This is a genomic window from Brachybacterium sp. EE-P12 (genome assembly GCF_003711805.1).
In the GTDB taxonomy this organism is placed as follows: Bacteria; Actinomycetota; Actinomycetes; order Actinomycetales; family Dermabacteraceae; genus Brachybacterium.
In genome coordinates, this window is record NZ_QXCP01000001.1 from 174584 (window position 1) to 190161 (window position 15578).

The following is a 15578-nucleotide window of genomic DNA, read 5'->3' on the forward strand; positions in this document are numbered from 1 at the left end:
CCGATCACGCGCTCGCCCATGGTGAGGACCTGGGCGTTGTTCGACAGCACCGAGCGCTGCACCGAGTAGAGGTCGTGCGCGGTCACGGCGCGGACGCCGGAGACCTTGTTCGCCGCGATCGCCACGCCCAGCCCGGTGCCGCAGACCAGCAGGGCACGATCCGCCTCGCCGGCGGCGATCTTCTCCGCCGCCTCAACCGCGACGTTCGGGTAGTAGGTGCCGTCCTCACGGCCGGTCACGCCCACATCGATGACCTTCTCCACGCGGGGGTCGTTCTCCAGCAGCTCCTTGAGCGCGGACTTGTGGCCGTAGCCGGCATTGTCGCTGCCGGTGACGATGGTCAGAGCCATGATGTTCTCCTTCAGATCAGATGATGCGCCGCCGGGACGACCCCGACGCGCGTGACGGTGATGGATCGGTGTGCGAAACGTGGACGAGCCGCCCGTGTCAGGATCTCAGCCGTTCCCGGGCCGGAAACGGCTGAGAACCTGACACTCGCGGACCACCCGGCCCCGGGGAGGGGCCGGAGCCGGGGAGGGTTGGGCCGGCGCCGGCCGGGGCCGGGCCGCGGACAGGTGCCCGACGGTCAGGACAGATGCTGGCCGAGCTCCTTCATGAGGATCGAGAAGGAGATCGCGCCGGGGTCCGGGGTGCCGACCGACTTCTCGCCGAGCACTCGGGCGCGGCCCAGGGTCGCGGTGATGTCGGCGGTCGCGTCGGCCGCGGTCCGGGCGACGTCCGCAGCCTGCAGGATCGCATCCGCCGCGTTCTCGCCGCTGAAGGCCTTCGCGAGCTCTTCGCGGAAGGGCACGGCGGCGTCGACCATGGTCTTGTCGCCCACCTGGGCGCCGCCGAGGCGCTGGATCGCGTCGATGCCCGCGTCGACCGCGTCGACGACGGTGCGCGCCTCCGCCCCGGCCTGGTCGTCGTAGACGGCACCGGCCGCGATGAGCGCCGCGCCCCACAGCGCGCCGGAGGTGCCGCCGGCGGACTCGGACCAGGCCTCCCCGGCCCGGACCAGCAGGGTGCGGGCCCCGGCGCCGTCCTCGAGCGCCTGCCGGGCCGCGGCCGCGGCGCCCTTGGAGCCGTAGGCCATGCCCTGGCCGTGGTCGCCGTCGCCGGCGATCGCGTCGATGCGGCCCAGCTCGGCCTCCTCGCGCACGCACACGGACTCGAAGAGGTCCAGCACCGCGGCGATCCTCGCGGCGACCTCGCGGGACTCCTCGCTCGCGGCGGGGGTCTCGTCGGTCCCGGCCTCCCAGAAGGAGGTGCGGCGCGGGCGCTCCGCCGTCGGCATGGCGCCGCGGTGGAAGGCGGGGGTGTCGACGGGCGCGAGCCAGTGCTGCTCGAGCTCCTCGTCCAGGAACACCAGGGTGAGCGACAGCCCCGCCATGTCCAGGCTGGTCACGAGCTCGCCGACCTCGGGGCGGACGGGGGTGATGCCTGCGGCCTCGAGCAGCTCGGCGACCTTCGCGTAGACGACGAAGAGCTCCTCGTACTTCACGGTGCCCAGGCCGTTGACGAGCACCGCGGCGCGGCCCTGGTAGCCGCCGTCCGTGCGCTCGGGCTGCTCGGCGAGCACGCCCTCGACCAGCATCGTCGCGATCTCCTCGGCGGTGCCGATCGGCTCGTCGCGTACGCCGGGCTCGCCGTGGATGCCCAGGCCCACGCCCATCTGCCCCTCGGCGACGTGGAAGAGGGCCTCGCCGGCGCCGGGCAGGGTGGGGCCGTCGAAGGCGACGCCGAAGGAGCGGGTCGCGTCGTTGGCCTTCCAGGCGATGCGCTCGGCCTCGGCGAGGTCGGCGCCGGCCTCGATCGCGGCGCCGGCGATCTTGAAGACGGGCAGGTCGCCGGCGATGCCGCGGCGGTCGCGGTGGTTCTCGGCCGTGTTGGAGACGATGTCGTCGCTGACCTTCACGATCCGCACGTCGATCCCCTCGGCGCGCAGCTTCTCCGCCGCGGCGCCGAAGTGCAGCACGTCCCCGGCGTAGTTGCCGAAGCCGAGGATCACGCCGCCGCCGTTCTCGGCATTGCGGGCGACGGAGTACACCTGCGAGGCCGACGGGGAGGCGAACACGTTGCCGCACGGGGCGCCGTGCCCCATGCCCGGGCCCACCCAGCCGGCGAAGGCCGGGTAGTGGCCGGAGCCGCCGCCGATCACCAGGGCGGGCTGGCCCTGCGGGGTCTCGGTCGCGCGGACCACGCCGCCGTGGACCACGGCGACGTGAGCGGGATGGGACAGGGCCAGGCCCTTGACCGCCTCGGCGGCGAAGGCGGCCGGGTCGTTGAAGAGGTACGTCATCGTGGGGGTCCTCCGTGTGCTGCCGTGCGGGGGCCGACGGCGCGGGGTCGTGGGGGAGCCGGGCGCGGGACGCCTCGGCCATCATGATCCTATAGGAAACGAACGTGGCCGGACAGGGCCGTCCGCCCCGGCTCCTGCGATGATGGGATGTCGCGGCGGGGGAGCAGGACGGATCCACCGGTGGTCAGACCACCAGCCACACCAGCGACAGCAGGAGCATGCTCGTGAAGCCCAGGACCGTGGTCAGCACGGTCCAGGTGCGCAGGCCGTCGGCCACGGACAGCCCCAGGAACTTCGTGGCGATCCAGAAACCCGAGTCGTTGATGTGGGAGAGGGAGACCGAGCCGAGCCCGATGGCGAGGATGATCAGGGCGATCTGCAGCGAGGAGTAGTCCCCCGCGAGCACCGTGCCCTGGACGATCCCCGCCGCGGAGAGCGTCGCGACCGTGCCCGAGCCCTGGGCGACCTTGAAGGCGAGGGCGACCAGGAAGGCGAGCAGGAGGATCGGCACGCCCGCATCCAGCAGCAGCCCGGAGACCGCATCGCCCACCCCGGTCTCGGTGAGGACCTTCGCGAACACGCCGCCCGCGCCGGTGACCAGGATGACGATCGCGGCCGGGCCGAGCGCGGCGTCCATGACCTCGCTGATCTGCGCGCGGCCCCAGCCGTGCATGAGGCCCAGCAGGTACATCGCGGCGAGGGTCGCGACCAGGAGCGCGAAGGCCGGAGCACCCAGGAAGGAGACCACGTGCGCGGCTGTGGAGCCCTCGTCGACCACGAGCCCGCCGACGGTGCCGACCGCGATCAGGATGATCGGCAGCAGGATCAGGGCGATGACGAGCGAGGCCGGGGGACGCCGCCCCTCGACGGGGCCGTCCGCGACCGCGACGGCGGAGCCGCCGGCGGTGTCCGGGCCGCCCTCGCCGGAGAGGGCCGCCCCGTCGGCCGACCGCGACGCGGCGGCACGGGAGCTCGCGGCACGATCCCCGCGGCGGCTGCCGTCGGCCTCCGCGGTGACCGCGGCGAGGTCCGCCGCGCCGGCTCCCGCGTACTTCTCCTGGATGTCGGAGGTGAGCACGAAGGCCCGCGCCGTGACGCGCCGACCGACCACGTGCACCAGCACGCACATCGGGATCGCGAGCACGATGCCGCAGAGCGTCACCAGCCCCATCAGGTCCTGGCCGAGCAGCGTCGTGGAGCCGACGATGCCCGGATGCGGCGGGACGGTGTTGTGGATGAACACCATGAACACCGCCACCGGCATGCCGATCGCGATCGGTGCGCGGTGCCCGGCGGCCTTCGCGAACGCGAAGATGATCGGGACCAGGATGATGAAGGCGACGTCGAAGAAGATCGGGATCGCCACCAGGCCCGAGGCGATCAGCAGCGCCTGGGCCAGGCGTTGCTCGCCGAGCACGCGCGCGGCGGCATGGGCGATGACCTCGGCGCCGCCGGTGCGCTCGATGATGCCGCCGAGCATCGCGCCGAGGCCGACGAGCAGGGCGACGCTTCCCAGCGTGCCGCCCATGCCCTCGATCATGAGGGGGACGACGTCCTGGACGGGGATGCCGCCGGCCAGCGCGGTGAGCACGGCGACGAAGAGCAGCGCGACGAAGGCCGGCCACTTGAGCTTGATGACGGTGAACAGCAGGATCGCGATCGCGCCGGCCGCGATGCCGACGAGGAGAAGGGGGTCCATCGGAACCTCTCGGAGAGAGCCGGGGCGATCGTCAGCGACCGCCCCGGCAGGTGGATGTGCTGGTCAGCGCTCGATCTTGTCGAGGTTCAGCATCTGGGCGAGGACGGTGTCGAGCTCCTCGTCGTCCCAGACCTTCGCCCAGTCGGGCTTGATGATGTTCTCGCGGCCGTAGTCCATGGCGCGCAGGCACGCCTCGGAGAACGGGTTCGAGCCGCGCAGGGCATTGGTCAGCGAGATGAAGATGTGCCCGTAGAACAGGGCCTTCACCGCCTTCTCGGGGATGCCGACCTCGTTGATCGCGTGGTCCATCGAGTCCTTGAGGAACTGGCCGATCATGCAGCCGGTGGTCTCCACCAGGGTCGGCTCGAGCTGAGCGAGCTGCTTGACCGTCACCCAGTGCACGTCGATGACAGGGGCGTAGATCGCGCGGATGACCTCCGCGGTGCGGTCGCGGACCTGCTCGTCCGCGCCCTCGTAGGCGGCCACGACCTCCTGCGGCGCGGCGATCCCGCCGAAGGTGTCGGCCCACTCGTCGGGCGTGGTGCGCTCGAGGAAGACCGACGGGTGGGCGGGGTGCGCGCAGGCCTGGTGGACGCCTTCGCGCTCGGCGAGCAGGCCGGCGTAGGCGGCCGCCGGATCGAGGGTCAGCAGCACCGAGCCGTCCTTCATCAGCGGCACGACCTGCTCGGAGAGCTTCCCGAGGATCACGTCGGGGACGGCGAGGATCACGACGTCGGCCGCCTGGGCGGCGTCCTCGAGGGTGCTGACCTCGCGGCCGAGCTCCTTCAGCCGCTGCTGACCCGCCTCGGACGCCTCGACGTAGAGGATCGGGGCATCGGTGAGGTTGAGGTTGTTGGAGACGCGGGTGCCCATCTTCCCGGCCGCGCCGACGACGGCGACGGTGATCGACGGGTCGAGCACGACGGTCTTTCCGTACAGGGGGTTCAGTTCCTTGCTGCTGGTCATCGGTGACTCCTTCTTCGGCGCGACGGATGTCGCGGGTGGGGGGGCGGCGGGGCCGCGGATCGGTGCGACACGAGGCCGCGGGATGGGGACCGGCGGGGCCGGTGCTGGTCGGGGCGGGCCGACGGGGTCGTCGTCGGCCGACGGGTCAGGCGGGGGAGAGGCGGTGCGCCTCGCGCCAGTCGCGCAGCGCCGCGAGGGTGCGGTCGGTCCAGGCGCGCTCGGTCTCGACGGTGGTGTCGAGGTCGCCCTGCCAGGGCAGCCAGTGCTCGACGATCGCGGACGGGGCACGGTCTCCGACCGACGCGGCGGGGTCGCCGGAGTAGACGTGGCGCAGCTCGTGGTCGAGGTCGAGCAGGCCCTCGCCGAGCGGGGCGCCGGAGTAGGTGAAGCCCACCCAGCCCTCCTGGCGTGCGAAGGCGAAGTCCTTCACGTGGAGGTTCACGGTGCGCGGGGCGCAGGCCTCGACCACGTCCTTCGGGTGCTCGAGCGCGGAGACGCAGTTGGCGGGATCCAGGCAGATCCCCACGTGCGGGGAGTCGAGCTCCTCGACGAGGCCGAGCAGCGTCCTGGTGGGGACCTGCTCGTAGGTCTCCAGGGCCAGGGTGATGCCGGCGCTCTCGAGGCGGGGGAGCGTGGCGCGCAGCTCGGCGACCGCGGCGGCGGGGCCGCCCTCGATCTCCTGGGACTGGACCATCGAGCGCAGCGTCCGTGCCCCGAGCGCCTCGGCGATCTCGACGTAGCGGCCCAGGTGCTCGCGGCCGATCGTGCGGGTGCCGAGCTCGAGCTCGATGCCGAGGAGCTCTGCCCGCTCGCGCAGGTCGTGCAGGCCGGCGGGGTCGAGCTGCTCGATGCGGGGGTCGTCGCAGATCTGGAAGACGTCGCAGCCGAGCTGCGCAGCGCGGTCGATCATCCCCGGGATGTCGAGTGGGGAGGGGTTGCGGCTCTCGAACTCCCAGAACAGGGAATAGCTGCCGATGCCGATCTTCATCGTTCGGGGTGCTCCGTCGTGATGGCGTGCGGGGGTTGGTGCCGTCACGGTAGACCCCCGGACGCCAACTGGTCAACCGGTTGGCCATGGGTGGGTGCGCGGGGCGGTTGGGTGGGTGCGCGGGGGCGGTTCGGGGCGCCGGGTGTCGAGGCGCGGGGCCATCCCGTCTGAGGTGTCGGAATCACCTGGTCATTCCGACAGCTCAGACGGGATGGATCCCCGTAGCGACAGCTCGGAGGAGCTGGAAGGTGTCCGCGGGCGGCGGGGTCAGCCCGCGTCGGCGCTCTCGTCGGCGTGCAGGATCCGCGCCCGGGCGGTGGCCATGTGCGCGATCATCGCCGAGGCGGCACGATCGCCGTCCCGCGCCTCGAGCGCCTCGAGGATCGCGGCGTGCTCCTCGAGGGCGATGCGCATGTCCTCGGCCTCGTGCACCGAGCGGTCGTTGTAGACGCGCAGCAGCTGCCGGCTCACGGCGAGCAGGTCGGTGACGATCGGGTTGCCCGCGGCGACGCCGAGGACCGCGTGGAAGGCCGCGTCCGCGGTGACGAAGGCGTCGAGGTCCTCGAAGCCCGCGCGCATGCCCTCGATCGACTCGCGCAGGGCGTCGATCTGCTCGGCGTCGATCCGCTCGGCGGCCAGGCGCGCGCAGTAGCTCTCGAGGCCCGCGCGCAGCTCCATGAGCTGGTCGGTGCTGCGCTCGCCGATCATGAGGCCCCAGCTGAGGGTCTGGGGGAGCAGCTCGCTCGCGCTGCCGCGCAGGTAGGTGCCGGAGCCGGGGCGCACGTCGACGATCCCGAGGATCTCGAGCGCCGCGAGCGCCTCGCGCACCGCGGATCGGCCCACTCCGAGCGCGCTCGCGAGCTGTCGCTCCGGCGGCAGTCGCGTGCCGGGCTCGAGGTCCCCGCCTGTGAACAGCTCGAGCATCTGCCCCGCGACGCCGGAGACCGGCGTTCCCGTGGGGACGGCGGACAGCGCCGCGGCGAGGGTGTCGGAGGTGCTGTCGGAGAAGGCGGGCATGTCTGGAAAGGTACCAAGAGGAGGGTGTGTCCCCTCGGACGACGCGGATCCGGCGACGCGCTTCCCCTCCACCCCAAGTTCCTATAGGATCGACGGCACGAGAGACCCCCGTGAAAGGACGACGATGTTCACCGCAGAGAACTGGCCCATCGGTGCCAACATGCTCTCGTTCGGCAGCACCACGCCGGACGGCACTCCCACCCTCGAGGCCTCCTCGAGCGTCTGGGCCTCCCAGCTGCGACAGGTCAAGGAGCTCGGCGTCGACCAGATCGACCCCACCGACGCCTGGCTGCCGCTCGCGAAGCTCTCCGACGAGCGGGTGGAGGAGTTCCGTCGCGTGCTCGACGGCGAAGGAATGACCCTCTCCTCGATCTCCATGACCCGCAACTCCGTCGTCGACGTCGAGGGCGGCGAGCAGAACCTCGCCGATGCGCTGCGCTTCATCGAGCTGGCCCCGAGCCTCGGCGTGACCGTGGTGAACACCGGCTTCATGCAGGCCCTCACCGAGGAGCAGTCCCGAGCGATCTGGTTCTGGCTCGCCGACGGCCACGTCGACGACCCAGCTCTGCGCGATCTCGCGATCGAGCGGGTCCGGATCCTCGGGGACGCCGCGAAGGCGCAGGGCATCGAGGTCAGCCTCGAGATGTACGAGGACACCTATGTGGGCACCGCCGACGAGGCCGTCGCCTTCCTGCGCGACGTCGACCACGAGAGCGTGGGCCTGAACCCGGACCTCGGCAACCTGGTGCGCCTGCACCGCGAGGTCGAGCCCTGGGCGGACATGTTCGAGAAAGTGCTGCCGCACTCGAACTTCTGGCACATCAAGAACTACACCCGCGACCTCGACCCGGCCACCGGCGCCTACTCGACCGCCCCCATGCCGCTGAAGTACGGCTACATCAACTACCGCCAGGTGATCCGCCGCGCCCTGGATCTCGGCTACACCGGACCGTTCTGCTGCGAGCACTACGGCTCCGACTCCCTCGGCGTGATCGCCGAGAACGTCCAGTACATCCGCCAGGTGCTCAGCTCGGCGCTGGCCGAGGACGCCTGAGCGCCCACCGCACCCGTTCGAAGGAGAGCCCCAGATGACCATCGAGACCCGCACCATCCAGCCCTTCCCTGCGCGCCGCACCGCAGTCGTCACCGGCGCCGGCGCGCCGCGCGGCATCGGCCGACGCGTCGTCCGCAAGCTGCTGGCCGAGGGCTGGAGCGTCGCCGCGGCCGACATCGACGCCGCGGCCGTCGAGGAGTTCGCGGCCGAGCTGAGCGCCGAGCTGCCCGCCGAGTCCGACGTGGCCGTGATCGGCGTCGGCGTCGACATCTCCGACCAGGCCTCGGTCGACGCCGCCTTCGCGCGCATCGACGCGGAGCTGCCGCAGGTGGTGGGCCTGGTGAACCTCGCCGGGATCCCCAGCCCGCACTCCTTCTTCGAGCTCACCTCGGAGATCTGGGACCGCGTCATGGACGTCAACGCCAAGGGCACGCTGCTGATGACCCAGGCTGCGGCGACGCGCATGATCGACGGCGGCGTGGGCGGGCGCATCGTCAACACCGCCTCGATCACCGCCCTCGACGGCGGCGGCACCTTCTCCAAGACCGGCTACGCCGCCGCGAAGGCCGCCGTGCAGGGCCTGACCCGCGGCTTCGCGCGCGAGCTCGGCCAGTACGGGATCACCGCGAACGTCATCCTCCCCGGACCGATCGACACCGACATCATGGGCGGCACCCTCACCGACGAGCGCAAGGAGGGGATGAGCTCGAACATCCCCCTGCAGCGCGTGGGGCAGCCCGAGGAGGTCGCCGGCCTGATCGCGTTCCTCGTCGGCGAGGACTCGAGCTTCGTGAGCGGCACGTCGATCAACGTCGACGGCGGCAAGCACATGCACTGACCCGCTGGACGGGCGCAGGGGACCGCCCCGACCCGACCACCGCTTCCCTCCCGTGGGGCCGACCGCCGACCGCGGCGGCCGGCCCCACGCCGCGCAGCATGCCTCAGCACGGCATCGCACGACCCCCTCATGCGGCACGCCGCCACCTCTCCGGATCCCCGGGGCCGGTGGGGCAGCTCCCTCCGAGCCGCCGCCCGCTCACCGCCGAGCCCGCTCATCGTCGAGCTCACCAGAAGGAGATTCCGTGTCCACCAGCTCCATCCCGCGGGGGACCTCCGTCGCCCAGGGCGACGAGGCCTACACCCCCGCGACGAAGTCCGCGACGCGCAAGGCGCTGAAGCGGCTGCTGCCGTTCCTGCTGCTGATGTACGTCATCGCCTTCATCGACCGCACCAACATCGGTTTCGCCGAGGAGTCGCTCGAGATCCATGCCGGGCTCTCGACCGCCGCCTACGCCTTCGGCGCCGGACTGTTCTTCATCGGCTACGCGGTCTTCGAGGTGCCGTCGAACCTGATCATGCACAAGGTCGGGGCGCGCTGGTGGATGGCGCGGATCATGATCACCTGGGGCATCGTCGCGACCCTGTTCATGTTCACCACCGGGCCGACGATGTTCTACATCCTGCGGTTCCTGCTCGGCGTCGCCGAGGCCGGCTTCTTCCCGGGCGTGATCCTCTACCTCACCTACTGGTTCCCGCGCCGCCGCCGCGCGCAGGCGACCGCGCTGTTCTACATGGGCCTACCGATCGCGAACATCGTCGGCGGTCCGCTCTCCGGCGCCCTGATGGAGCTCGACGGCTTCCTGGGCCTGTGGGGCCACCAGTGGATGTTCATGATCGAGGGTCTCATCGCGGTCGTCGTCGGCGTGGTCGCGTTCTTCTACCTCACAGACCGTCCGGCGAAGGCCGCCTGGCTCACCGAGACCGAGCGCACCGAGCTGCAGGCCACCCTCGACGCCGAGCACGAGCAGAAGCAGGAGACGCACGGGCTGAGCTGGTGGCGGGCCCTGGTCAACGGGCGCATCCTCTACTTCTGCTTCGTGTACTTCACGATCCAGGTCTCCGTGTACGGTCTGACCTTCTTCCTGCCCCGCCAGATCGCAGGAATCGCCGGGCGCGACGTCGGCCTGATCGTCGGGCTGCTCTTCGCGATCCCGTGGGTCATGGGCCTGCTCGCGAACTTCTTCTCGGGCCGCTTCGCCGACAGGTCCGGCAACTACCGCGACATCGCCACCGTGCTGCTCGTCGTCTCCGGGGCGGGGCTGCTGATCACCGGCCTGCTCGGGAACCCGGTGCTCGTGATGATCGGGCTGTGCCTGGCCGCCATCGGCTTCTGCTCCGCCCAGCCCATCTTCTGGAACATCCCCACCTCCTACCTCTCGGGTGCGGCGCTGGCCTCCTCGATCGGCCTCATCAACGGGGTCGGCAACCTGGGTGGCTTCGTGGCGCCGAATCTGCGCGTGTGGGTCGTGGACGTCTTCGGCACCGAGTCCGCGGGGCTGCTGATGCTCGCCGTCATGCCGCTGCTGGGCGCGCTGTTCCTCGCCGGCACCCGCCTGTTCGACGCGCACGATCGCCGACGGGGCGTGACGGCCGCGTGACCGGGGCGTGACCGGTCCCCGGCCGCGGACCGCCTCCGGGCCGGCCCGCGGCCACCCCTGGTCAATATCCAATAGGAATACTAGGCTCGACTGCACGAGCCCACCGGGAGCGCCTCGAGGAGGTGCCCACCCGCGTGACTGCGCCGCCGACCGAGCGGCGCCCCGGATGAAGGAGTCCCCCGAATGACCATCTCCACCGTGACCATCGTCGGCGCCGGCTACATGGGCGGCGGTATCGCCCAGGTCCTCGCCATCGCCGGCTTCGACGTCACCATCGCCGACGTCAGCGTCGAGACCGCGAACGCGTCCCTCGAGCGTCTGCAGCGCGAGGCGCGCGAGTTCGAGGAGCAGGGCCTGTTCTCCCCCGGCTCGGCCGAGCTCGTCGCGGAGAACATCACCGCCGGCAAGACGATCGAGGAGGCCGTCGCCGACGTCGACTTCATCGAGGAGGCCGTCTTCGAGCGCCTCGACGTCAAGCGCGACGTGCTCGGCACGATCTCCGCCCACGCCCGCCCCGACGCGATCATCGGCACCAACACCTCGACCATCCCGGTGGGGGAGCTGGTCAGCGCCGTGAAGAACCCCGAGCGGTTCCTCACCGTCCACTTCTCCAACCCCGCCCCCTTCATCCCCGGCGTCGAGCTCGTCGCGGGCGAGGCCACCACGGCCGAGACCGTCGCCGCGGTCAAGGAGCTGCTGGAGAGGTCCGGGAACCAGGGCGCCCAGGTCGCCGACACCCCCGGCATGGTGCTCAACCGCCTCCAGTACGCGCTGCTGAAGGAGGCCACCTCCATCGTCGAGGAGGGCGTCGCGACCGCCGAAGACGTCGACACCATCGTCCGCACCACCTTCGGCTTCCGCCTGGGCTTCTTCGGACCCTTCGCGATCGCCGACCAGGCGGGCCTGGACGTCTACGCGAACTGCTTCGTGACCTTCGAGGACGCCTTCGGCGACCGCCTGGCCACCCCGAAGATCCTCACCGACGCCGTCGCCGCGGACCGCAAGGGCGTCAAGAACGGCAGGGGCCTGCTGGGCGACTACGACGAGGCGACCTCCGCGGAGCTCATCGCCTACCGCAACAAGGCCTACGCCAAGATGTCCCAGCTCCTGGCCGAGCTGGGCCCCGCCCCGAAGGCCTCGCCCTCCGAGGGCTGAGCAGGCCGCGCCGTGCACGGCACCGCGCCTTCGAGAGATGTGTATTTCTGAGCCGCTTCCGGCTCGAAAGCGGTTCAGAAATGCACATTCCCCGGGCGGCGGCCGGGCCCGGCAAGGCCCTGCTCCGCTCTTCTCCGCTCCGCATCTCGCCCACCACCATCACCCTCGTCAACGGAGACGCCCATGGAAGACCTCGTCCTCGCAGATCGGCCCGTGTGGCTGCTGCTGACGATCGCCGTCGTCGCGATCGCCGTCCTGCTGTTCCTCATCATCAAGACGCGCCTGCACGCCTTCTTCTCCCTGCTCATCGTCGCCGTGCTCACGGGCCTCGCCGCCGGCATCGGCGTCGGCGACGTGATCGACGTGGTGATCGGAGGGTTCAGTACGACCGTCGGCACCGTCGCCCTGCTGGTCGGCTTCGGCGCCGTGCTGGGCCGGCTCATCGAGATCACCGGCGGCGCGCAGGTGCTGGCCGACAAGATGCTCGACACCTTCGGGGAGAAGCGGGCGCCGCTCGCCCTCGCCGTCGCCTCGCTGTTCTACGCCTTCCCGATCTTCCTGGACGCCGGCTTCATCGTGATGCTGCCGGTGATCTACACGGTCGCCCGGCGCCTGGGCGGCTCGTTCATGCTCTACGTGCTGCCCTCGATCGCGTCGTTCATGATGATGCACGCGCTCCTGCCCCCGCACCCGGGGCCCACCGCCGCCGCGACCGTCATGGGCGCCGACGTCGGCCTCGTGATCGTCGTGGGCCTCCTCATCGGCCTGCCCACCTGGTACTTCGGCGGTTACCTCGTAGCGCGCGTGATCGCCAGGCGGTTCCCGGACACCCCCGTCCCGGCCCTGCTCGGCGAGCCCCGCGACGTCCCCGTCGAGGAGCGGCCTGCCTTCGGCGCGATCCTGCTGGTCCTGCTCATGCCGCTGGTGCTGATCTTCTTCAACACGGGGCTGTCCACCATGGAGGCGGCCGGCTCGGTCACCGACGAGAACGTCCTCCTCCAGCTCTCCCGCCTGATCGGCGCGACCCCGGTCGCGATGGCGCTGTCCGCGCTGGTGGCGATGCTGCTGCTGTTCGTCCTCCCGCGCCGCCGCGCGGGGAAGCCCGTCGGCGGACTGCTCGAGGAGCTCGTGGACGACGCGCTGGCGCCGGTGTGCTCGATCATCCTGATCACCGGTGCGGGCGGTGCCTTCGGCGCGATCCTCACCGAGACCGGGATCGGCGGCGAGGTCGCCGAGGGCCTGGACCAGATGGGGCTGCCGCTGATCATCGCCGCCTATCTCGTGACCATGGCGATGCGCATCGCGCAGGGCTCGGCGACCGTGGCCGCGACCACCGGCGCGTCGATCATGGCCCCGGCGATCATGGCCGGCGACTTCGGGGCCGTCGCGGTCGCCGCCGTCGTCGTCGCGATCGGCGCCGCCTCCATCGGCTGGTCGCACGTGAACGACTCCGGCTTCTGGCTGATCGGCAAGTTCTGCGGCTTCGACACCGTCACCACGTTCAAGACCTGGTCGCTGGTCGGCACGACGATCTCGCTGCTCGGCTTCGCCCTGTCCTCGGTCGTCTTCGTGATCGCCGCGTAGCCTGCGGTCGTCCCCTCCCGCCCCGCTCCTGGAAGAAGGCCCCGTGTCCGTCACCGCACCCGCTGACCGTCGCCTGCTGATCCTCGACGACGACCCCACCGGCTCGCAGTGCGTCGCCGGGATCGACGTCGCCTTCGACCTCGACCCCGCGATCCCCGTCGGCGCCCTCGCCGAGCCGGGCAGCGCCTGCTTCGTCCTGACGAACACTCGCGCGCTGGACGAGGCGGAGGCCGTCGCGCTGAACCGCCGGGTCCTCGCCGGGGTGCTCGACGGGGGAGTGCCCCCGGCGGGGCTGCACGTCGTCTCCCGCTCGGACTCGACCCTGCGCGGGCACGTGATCGCCGAGCCCATGGCGATCGCCGACGAGCTCGGCGCGCGCGGCATCGACGTCGATGCGATCGTGCTGTGCCCCGCGATGCTCGAGGCCGGGCGCTTCACCGAGGGCGACGTGCACTACGCACGCGTCGACGGGGAGGCGGTCGAGGTGGCGCGGACGGACTTCGCCCGCGACGCCACCTTCGGGTTCAGCAGCTCCGACCTGCGGGACTTCCTCGAGGAGCGCTCCGGAGGCGCGGTGCGCGCGGGCGAGGTCCTGTCCCTCTCCCTCGCCGACATCCGCGAGGGCGGCGCCGCGCGGGTGCGGGAGCTCCTCGCCGCCGCCCGCGACCGCCGCTGGGTGGTCGTCAACGCCACCGAGTACGGGGACCTCGAGGTCGTCGCCGAGGCGATGGCCGGGCTCGAGGCGGAGGGGCGCACCTTCGTCACCCGCTGCGCCCCGTCCTTCGTGCGCCCGTTGGTCGGCCAGCACGGCGCCGAGGTCGTCGACCCGGCCTCGATCGAGATCCCGTCGGGGCGCCTCGACCACGGCCTGGTGGTCGTCGGCTCCCACGTCGGCCTGACCACCACGCAGCTGCGCGCCGTGCAGCGCCGCGGCACCCTGGCCGAGCTCGAGATCCACGTCCCCTCCGTGCTCGACGCCCGCCGCGAGGAGCATCTCGCCGAGGTCGCCGCGCGGGCGCAGCAGACCCTCGCGAGCTCCGACTGCGTCGTCTACACCAGCCGCGACCTGGTGGCCGCCGACGACCCCGCCGAGTCCCTCGCCATCGCCCGCAGCGTCTCCGACGCCGTGGTCGAGGTGGTGCGACGGGTGCGCGGGGCGAAGCCCGCCTGGGTCGTCGCCAAGGGCGGGATCACCTCCCACGAGGTCGCCGAGAAGGGACTCGGGATCCGCCGCGCCCGCGTCGAGGGGCAGTTCTGGCCCGGGCAGGTCTCGCTGTTCTCCGCCCAGGAGGCACCCGCCGAGGTGATGGGAGCCCCCTACGTCGTCTTCCCCGGCAACGTCGGCGGCGAGGAGGCGCTGGCCGATGTGGTCGATGTGCTCGCCGCCGCCGTCGCCGCCCGCTGACCCCCGCCCGTCCACGACGCCCCACCCCGAGGAGCTCACGATGACCACCGCCCCCGTCGTCGCCTGGATCGGACTGGGCGCCATCGGCGCCCCCATGGCCCGCGCCCTCGCCGGGGCCGGCCTGCCCCTGACCGCCTACGACCTCTTCCCCACCGCGCGCGAGGCGATCGCCGAGGTCGCCGCCACCGCCGCGACGGCGCGCGAGGCCGTGCGCGGCGCGGACGTCGTCGCGGTCATGGTCGCGACCCCCGAGCAGCTGGACGAGGTGCTCTTCGGCGAGGACGGCATCGCGAGCGAGCTCACCGGCGAGACGGTGCTGCTGATCATGTCGACCGTGGGCCCGGCCGCCGTCGACGCGGCCGCGGCCCGGCTCGCCCCGGTCACCTCCCGGATCGTCGACGCGCCCGTCTCCGGCGGCGCCGCCCGCGCGGCCGACGGCGACCTGCTGGTCATGGTCGGCGGCGCGGAGGCGGACGTCGCCGCCGTGCGCCCGGTGCTGGACGCCCTCGCCTCGAACGCCCCCGTCGTCGGCCCCCGCCCCGGCGACGGCCAGCGCTTCAAGATCGTCAACCAGCTGCTGTGCGGGGTGCACATCGCCGCCGCGGGGGAGGCGCTCGCCCTCGCCGACGCGATGGACCTGGACCTCCACCAGGTCCACGAGGTGCTCGGCACCGGCGCGGCCGCCTCCTTCATGTTCGAGGATCGCGGCCGGCGCATGGTCGACGGCGCCTTCGACGACGTCCGCTCCGCCCTGACCATCTTCGTCAAGGACATGGGGCTGGTCACCGAGACCGCCGCCCAGGTCTCCCAGGAGGTGCCGCTGGCCGCCTCGGCCCAGGGCCTCTTCCGCCGCGGCAGCGAGCTCGGCTGGGACCGCCGCGACGACTCGATCGTCTACCAGGTGCTCCGCGGCGGCGACCCGGAACCCTGACCCGACCCCGCCGGGGCCCGCCCGACCGGGCCCCGACCT

Annotated in this window: 13 protein-coding genes; 7 read left to right on the forward strand and 6 right to left on the reverse strand. The window is 71.9% G+C overall.

Annotated elements, in window-relative coordinates:
• The 6 genes from D1648_RS00840 to D1648_RS00865 all read right to left on the reverse strand — a co-directional run.
• The coding region (locus D1648_RS00840) for an RpiB/LacA/LacB family sugar-phosphate isomerase (protein WP_164518529.1) at positions 1-350 on the reverse strand (350 nt) is incomplete at its 3' end.
• A 236-nt stretch (positions 351-586) separates the two neighbouring features.
• Positions 587-2302: a dihydroxyacetone kinase family protein gene (locus tag D1648_RS00845; RefSeq protein ID WP_122938903.1), complete on the reverse strand. Its 1716-nt coding sequence runs from the start codon at positions 2300-2302 to the stop codon at positions 587-589.
• Between the two features lie 184 nt (positions 2303-2486).
• The gene (locus D1648_RS00850) at positions 2487-4001 is read right to left on the reverse strand and encodes an SLC13 family permease (RefSeq protein WP_122938904.1); all 1515 of its coding nucleotides are present in this window, start codon (positions 3999-4001) and stop codon (positions 2487-2489) included.
• A 63-nt stretch (positions 4002-4064) separates the two neighbouring features.
• Positions 4065-4967, reverse strand: a complete 903-nt coding sequence (locus tag D1648_RS00855) for a phosphogluconate dehydrogenase C-terminal domain-containing protein (protein WP_122938905.1) — start codon at positions 4965-4967, stop codon at positions 4065-4067.
• Positions 4968-5112: 145 nt separating this feature from the next.
• Positions 5113-5955 (reverse strand): sugar phosphate isomerase/epimerase, encoded by an 843-nt coding sequence (locus tag D1648_RS00860; protein WP_122938906.1) that lies wholly within the window; start codon positions 5953-5955, stop codon positions 5113-5115.
• Positions 5956-6222: 267 nt separating this feature from the next.
• Positions 6223-6972 (reverse strand): FadR/GntR family transcriptional regulator, encoded by a 750-nt coding sequence (locus D1648_RS00865; protein ID WP_122938907.1) that lies wholly within the window; start codon positions 6970-6972, stop codon positions 6223-6225.
• Positions 6973-7096: 124 nt separating this feature from the next.
• On the opposite strand from D1648_RS00865, the gene D1648_RS00870 reads away from it, so the two are divergent.
• The 7 genes from D1648_RS00870 (at position 7097) to D1648_RS00900 (ending at position 15539) form a co-directional block, all read left to right on the forward strand.
• Positions 7097-8026, forward strand: a complete 930-nt coding sequence (locus D1648_RS00870; protein ID WP_122938908.1) for a sugar phosphate isomerase/epimerase — start codon at positions 7097-7099, stop codon at positions 8024-8026.
• A 34-nt stretch (positions 8027-8060) separates the two neighbouring features.
• A complete protein-coding gene (locus tag D1648_RS00875) occupies positions 8061-8864 on the forward strand; it encodes an SDR family NAD(P)-dependent oxidoreductase (RefSeq protein ID WP_122938909.1) in 804 nt (267 codons plus the stop codon).
• A 244-nt stretch (positions 8865-9108) separates the two neighbouring features.
• Positions 9109-10464, forward strand: a complete 1356-nt coding sequence (locus D1648_RS00880; RefSeq protein WP_206424747.1) for an MFS transporter — start codon at positions 9109-9111, stop codon at positions 10462-10464.
• Between the two features lie 183 nt (positions 10465-10647).
• Positions 10648-11619 carry a 3-hydroxyacyl-CoA dehydrogenase family protein gene (locus D1648_RS00885; protein WP_122938910.1) on the forward strand — a complete coding sequence of 324 codons (972 nt, stop codon included), beginning with the start codon at positions 10648-10650 and terminating at the stop codon, positions 11617-11619.
• A 183-nt stretch (positions 11620-11802) separates the two neighbouring features.
• The gene (locus tag D1648_RS00890) at positions 11803-13203 is read left to right on the forward strand and encodes a GntP family permease (protein WP_122938911.1); all 1401 of its coding nucleotides are present in this window, start codon (positions 11803-11805) and stop codon (positions 13201-13203) included.
• Between the two features lie 43 nt (positions 13204-13246).
• On the forward strand, positions 13247-14608 hold the full coding sequence (locus D1648_RS00895) for a four-carbon acid sugar kinase family protein (protein ID WP_164518522.1): 1362 nt from the start codon (positions 13247-13249) through the stop codon (positions 14606-14608).
• A gap of 40 nt (positions 14609-14648) precedes the next feature.
• Positions 14649-15539, forward strand: a complete 891-nt coding sequence (locus D1648_RS00900) for an NAD(P)-dependent oxidoreductase (protein ID WP_122938913.1) — start codon at positions 14649-14651, stop codon at positions 15537-15539.
• Positions 15540-15578: the final 39 nt, after the last annotated feature.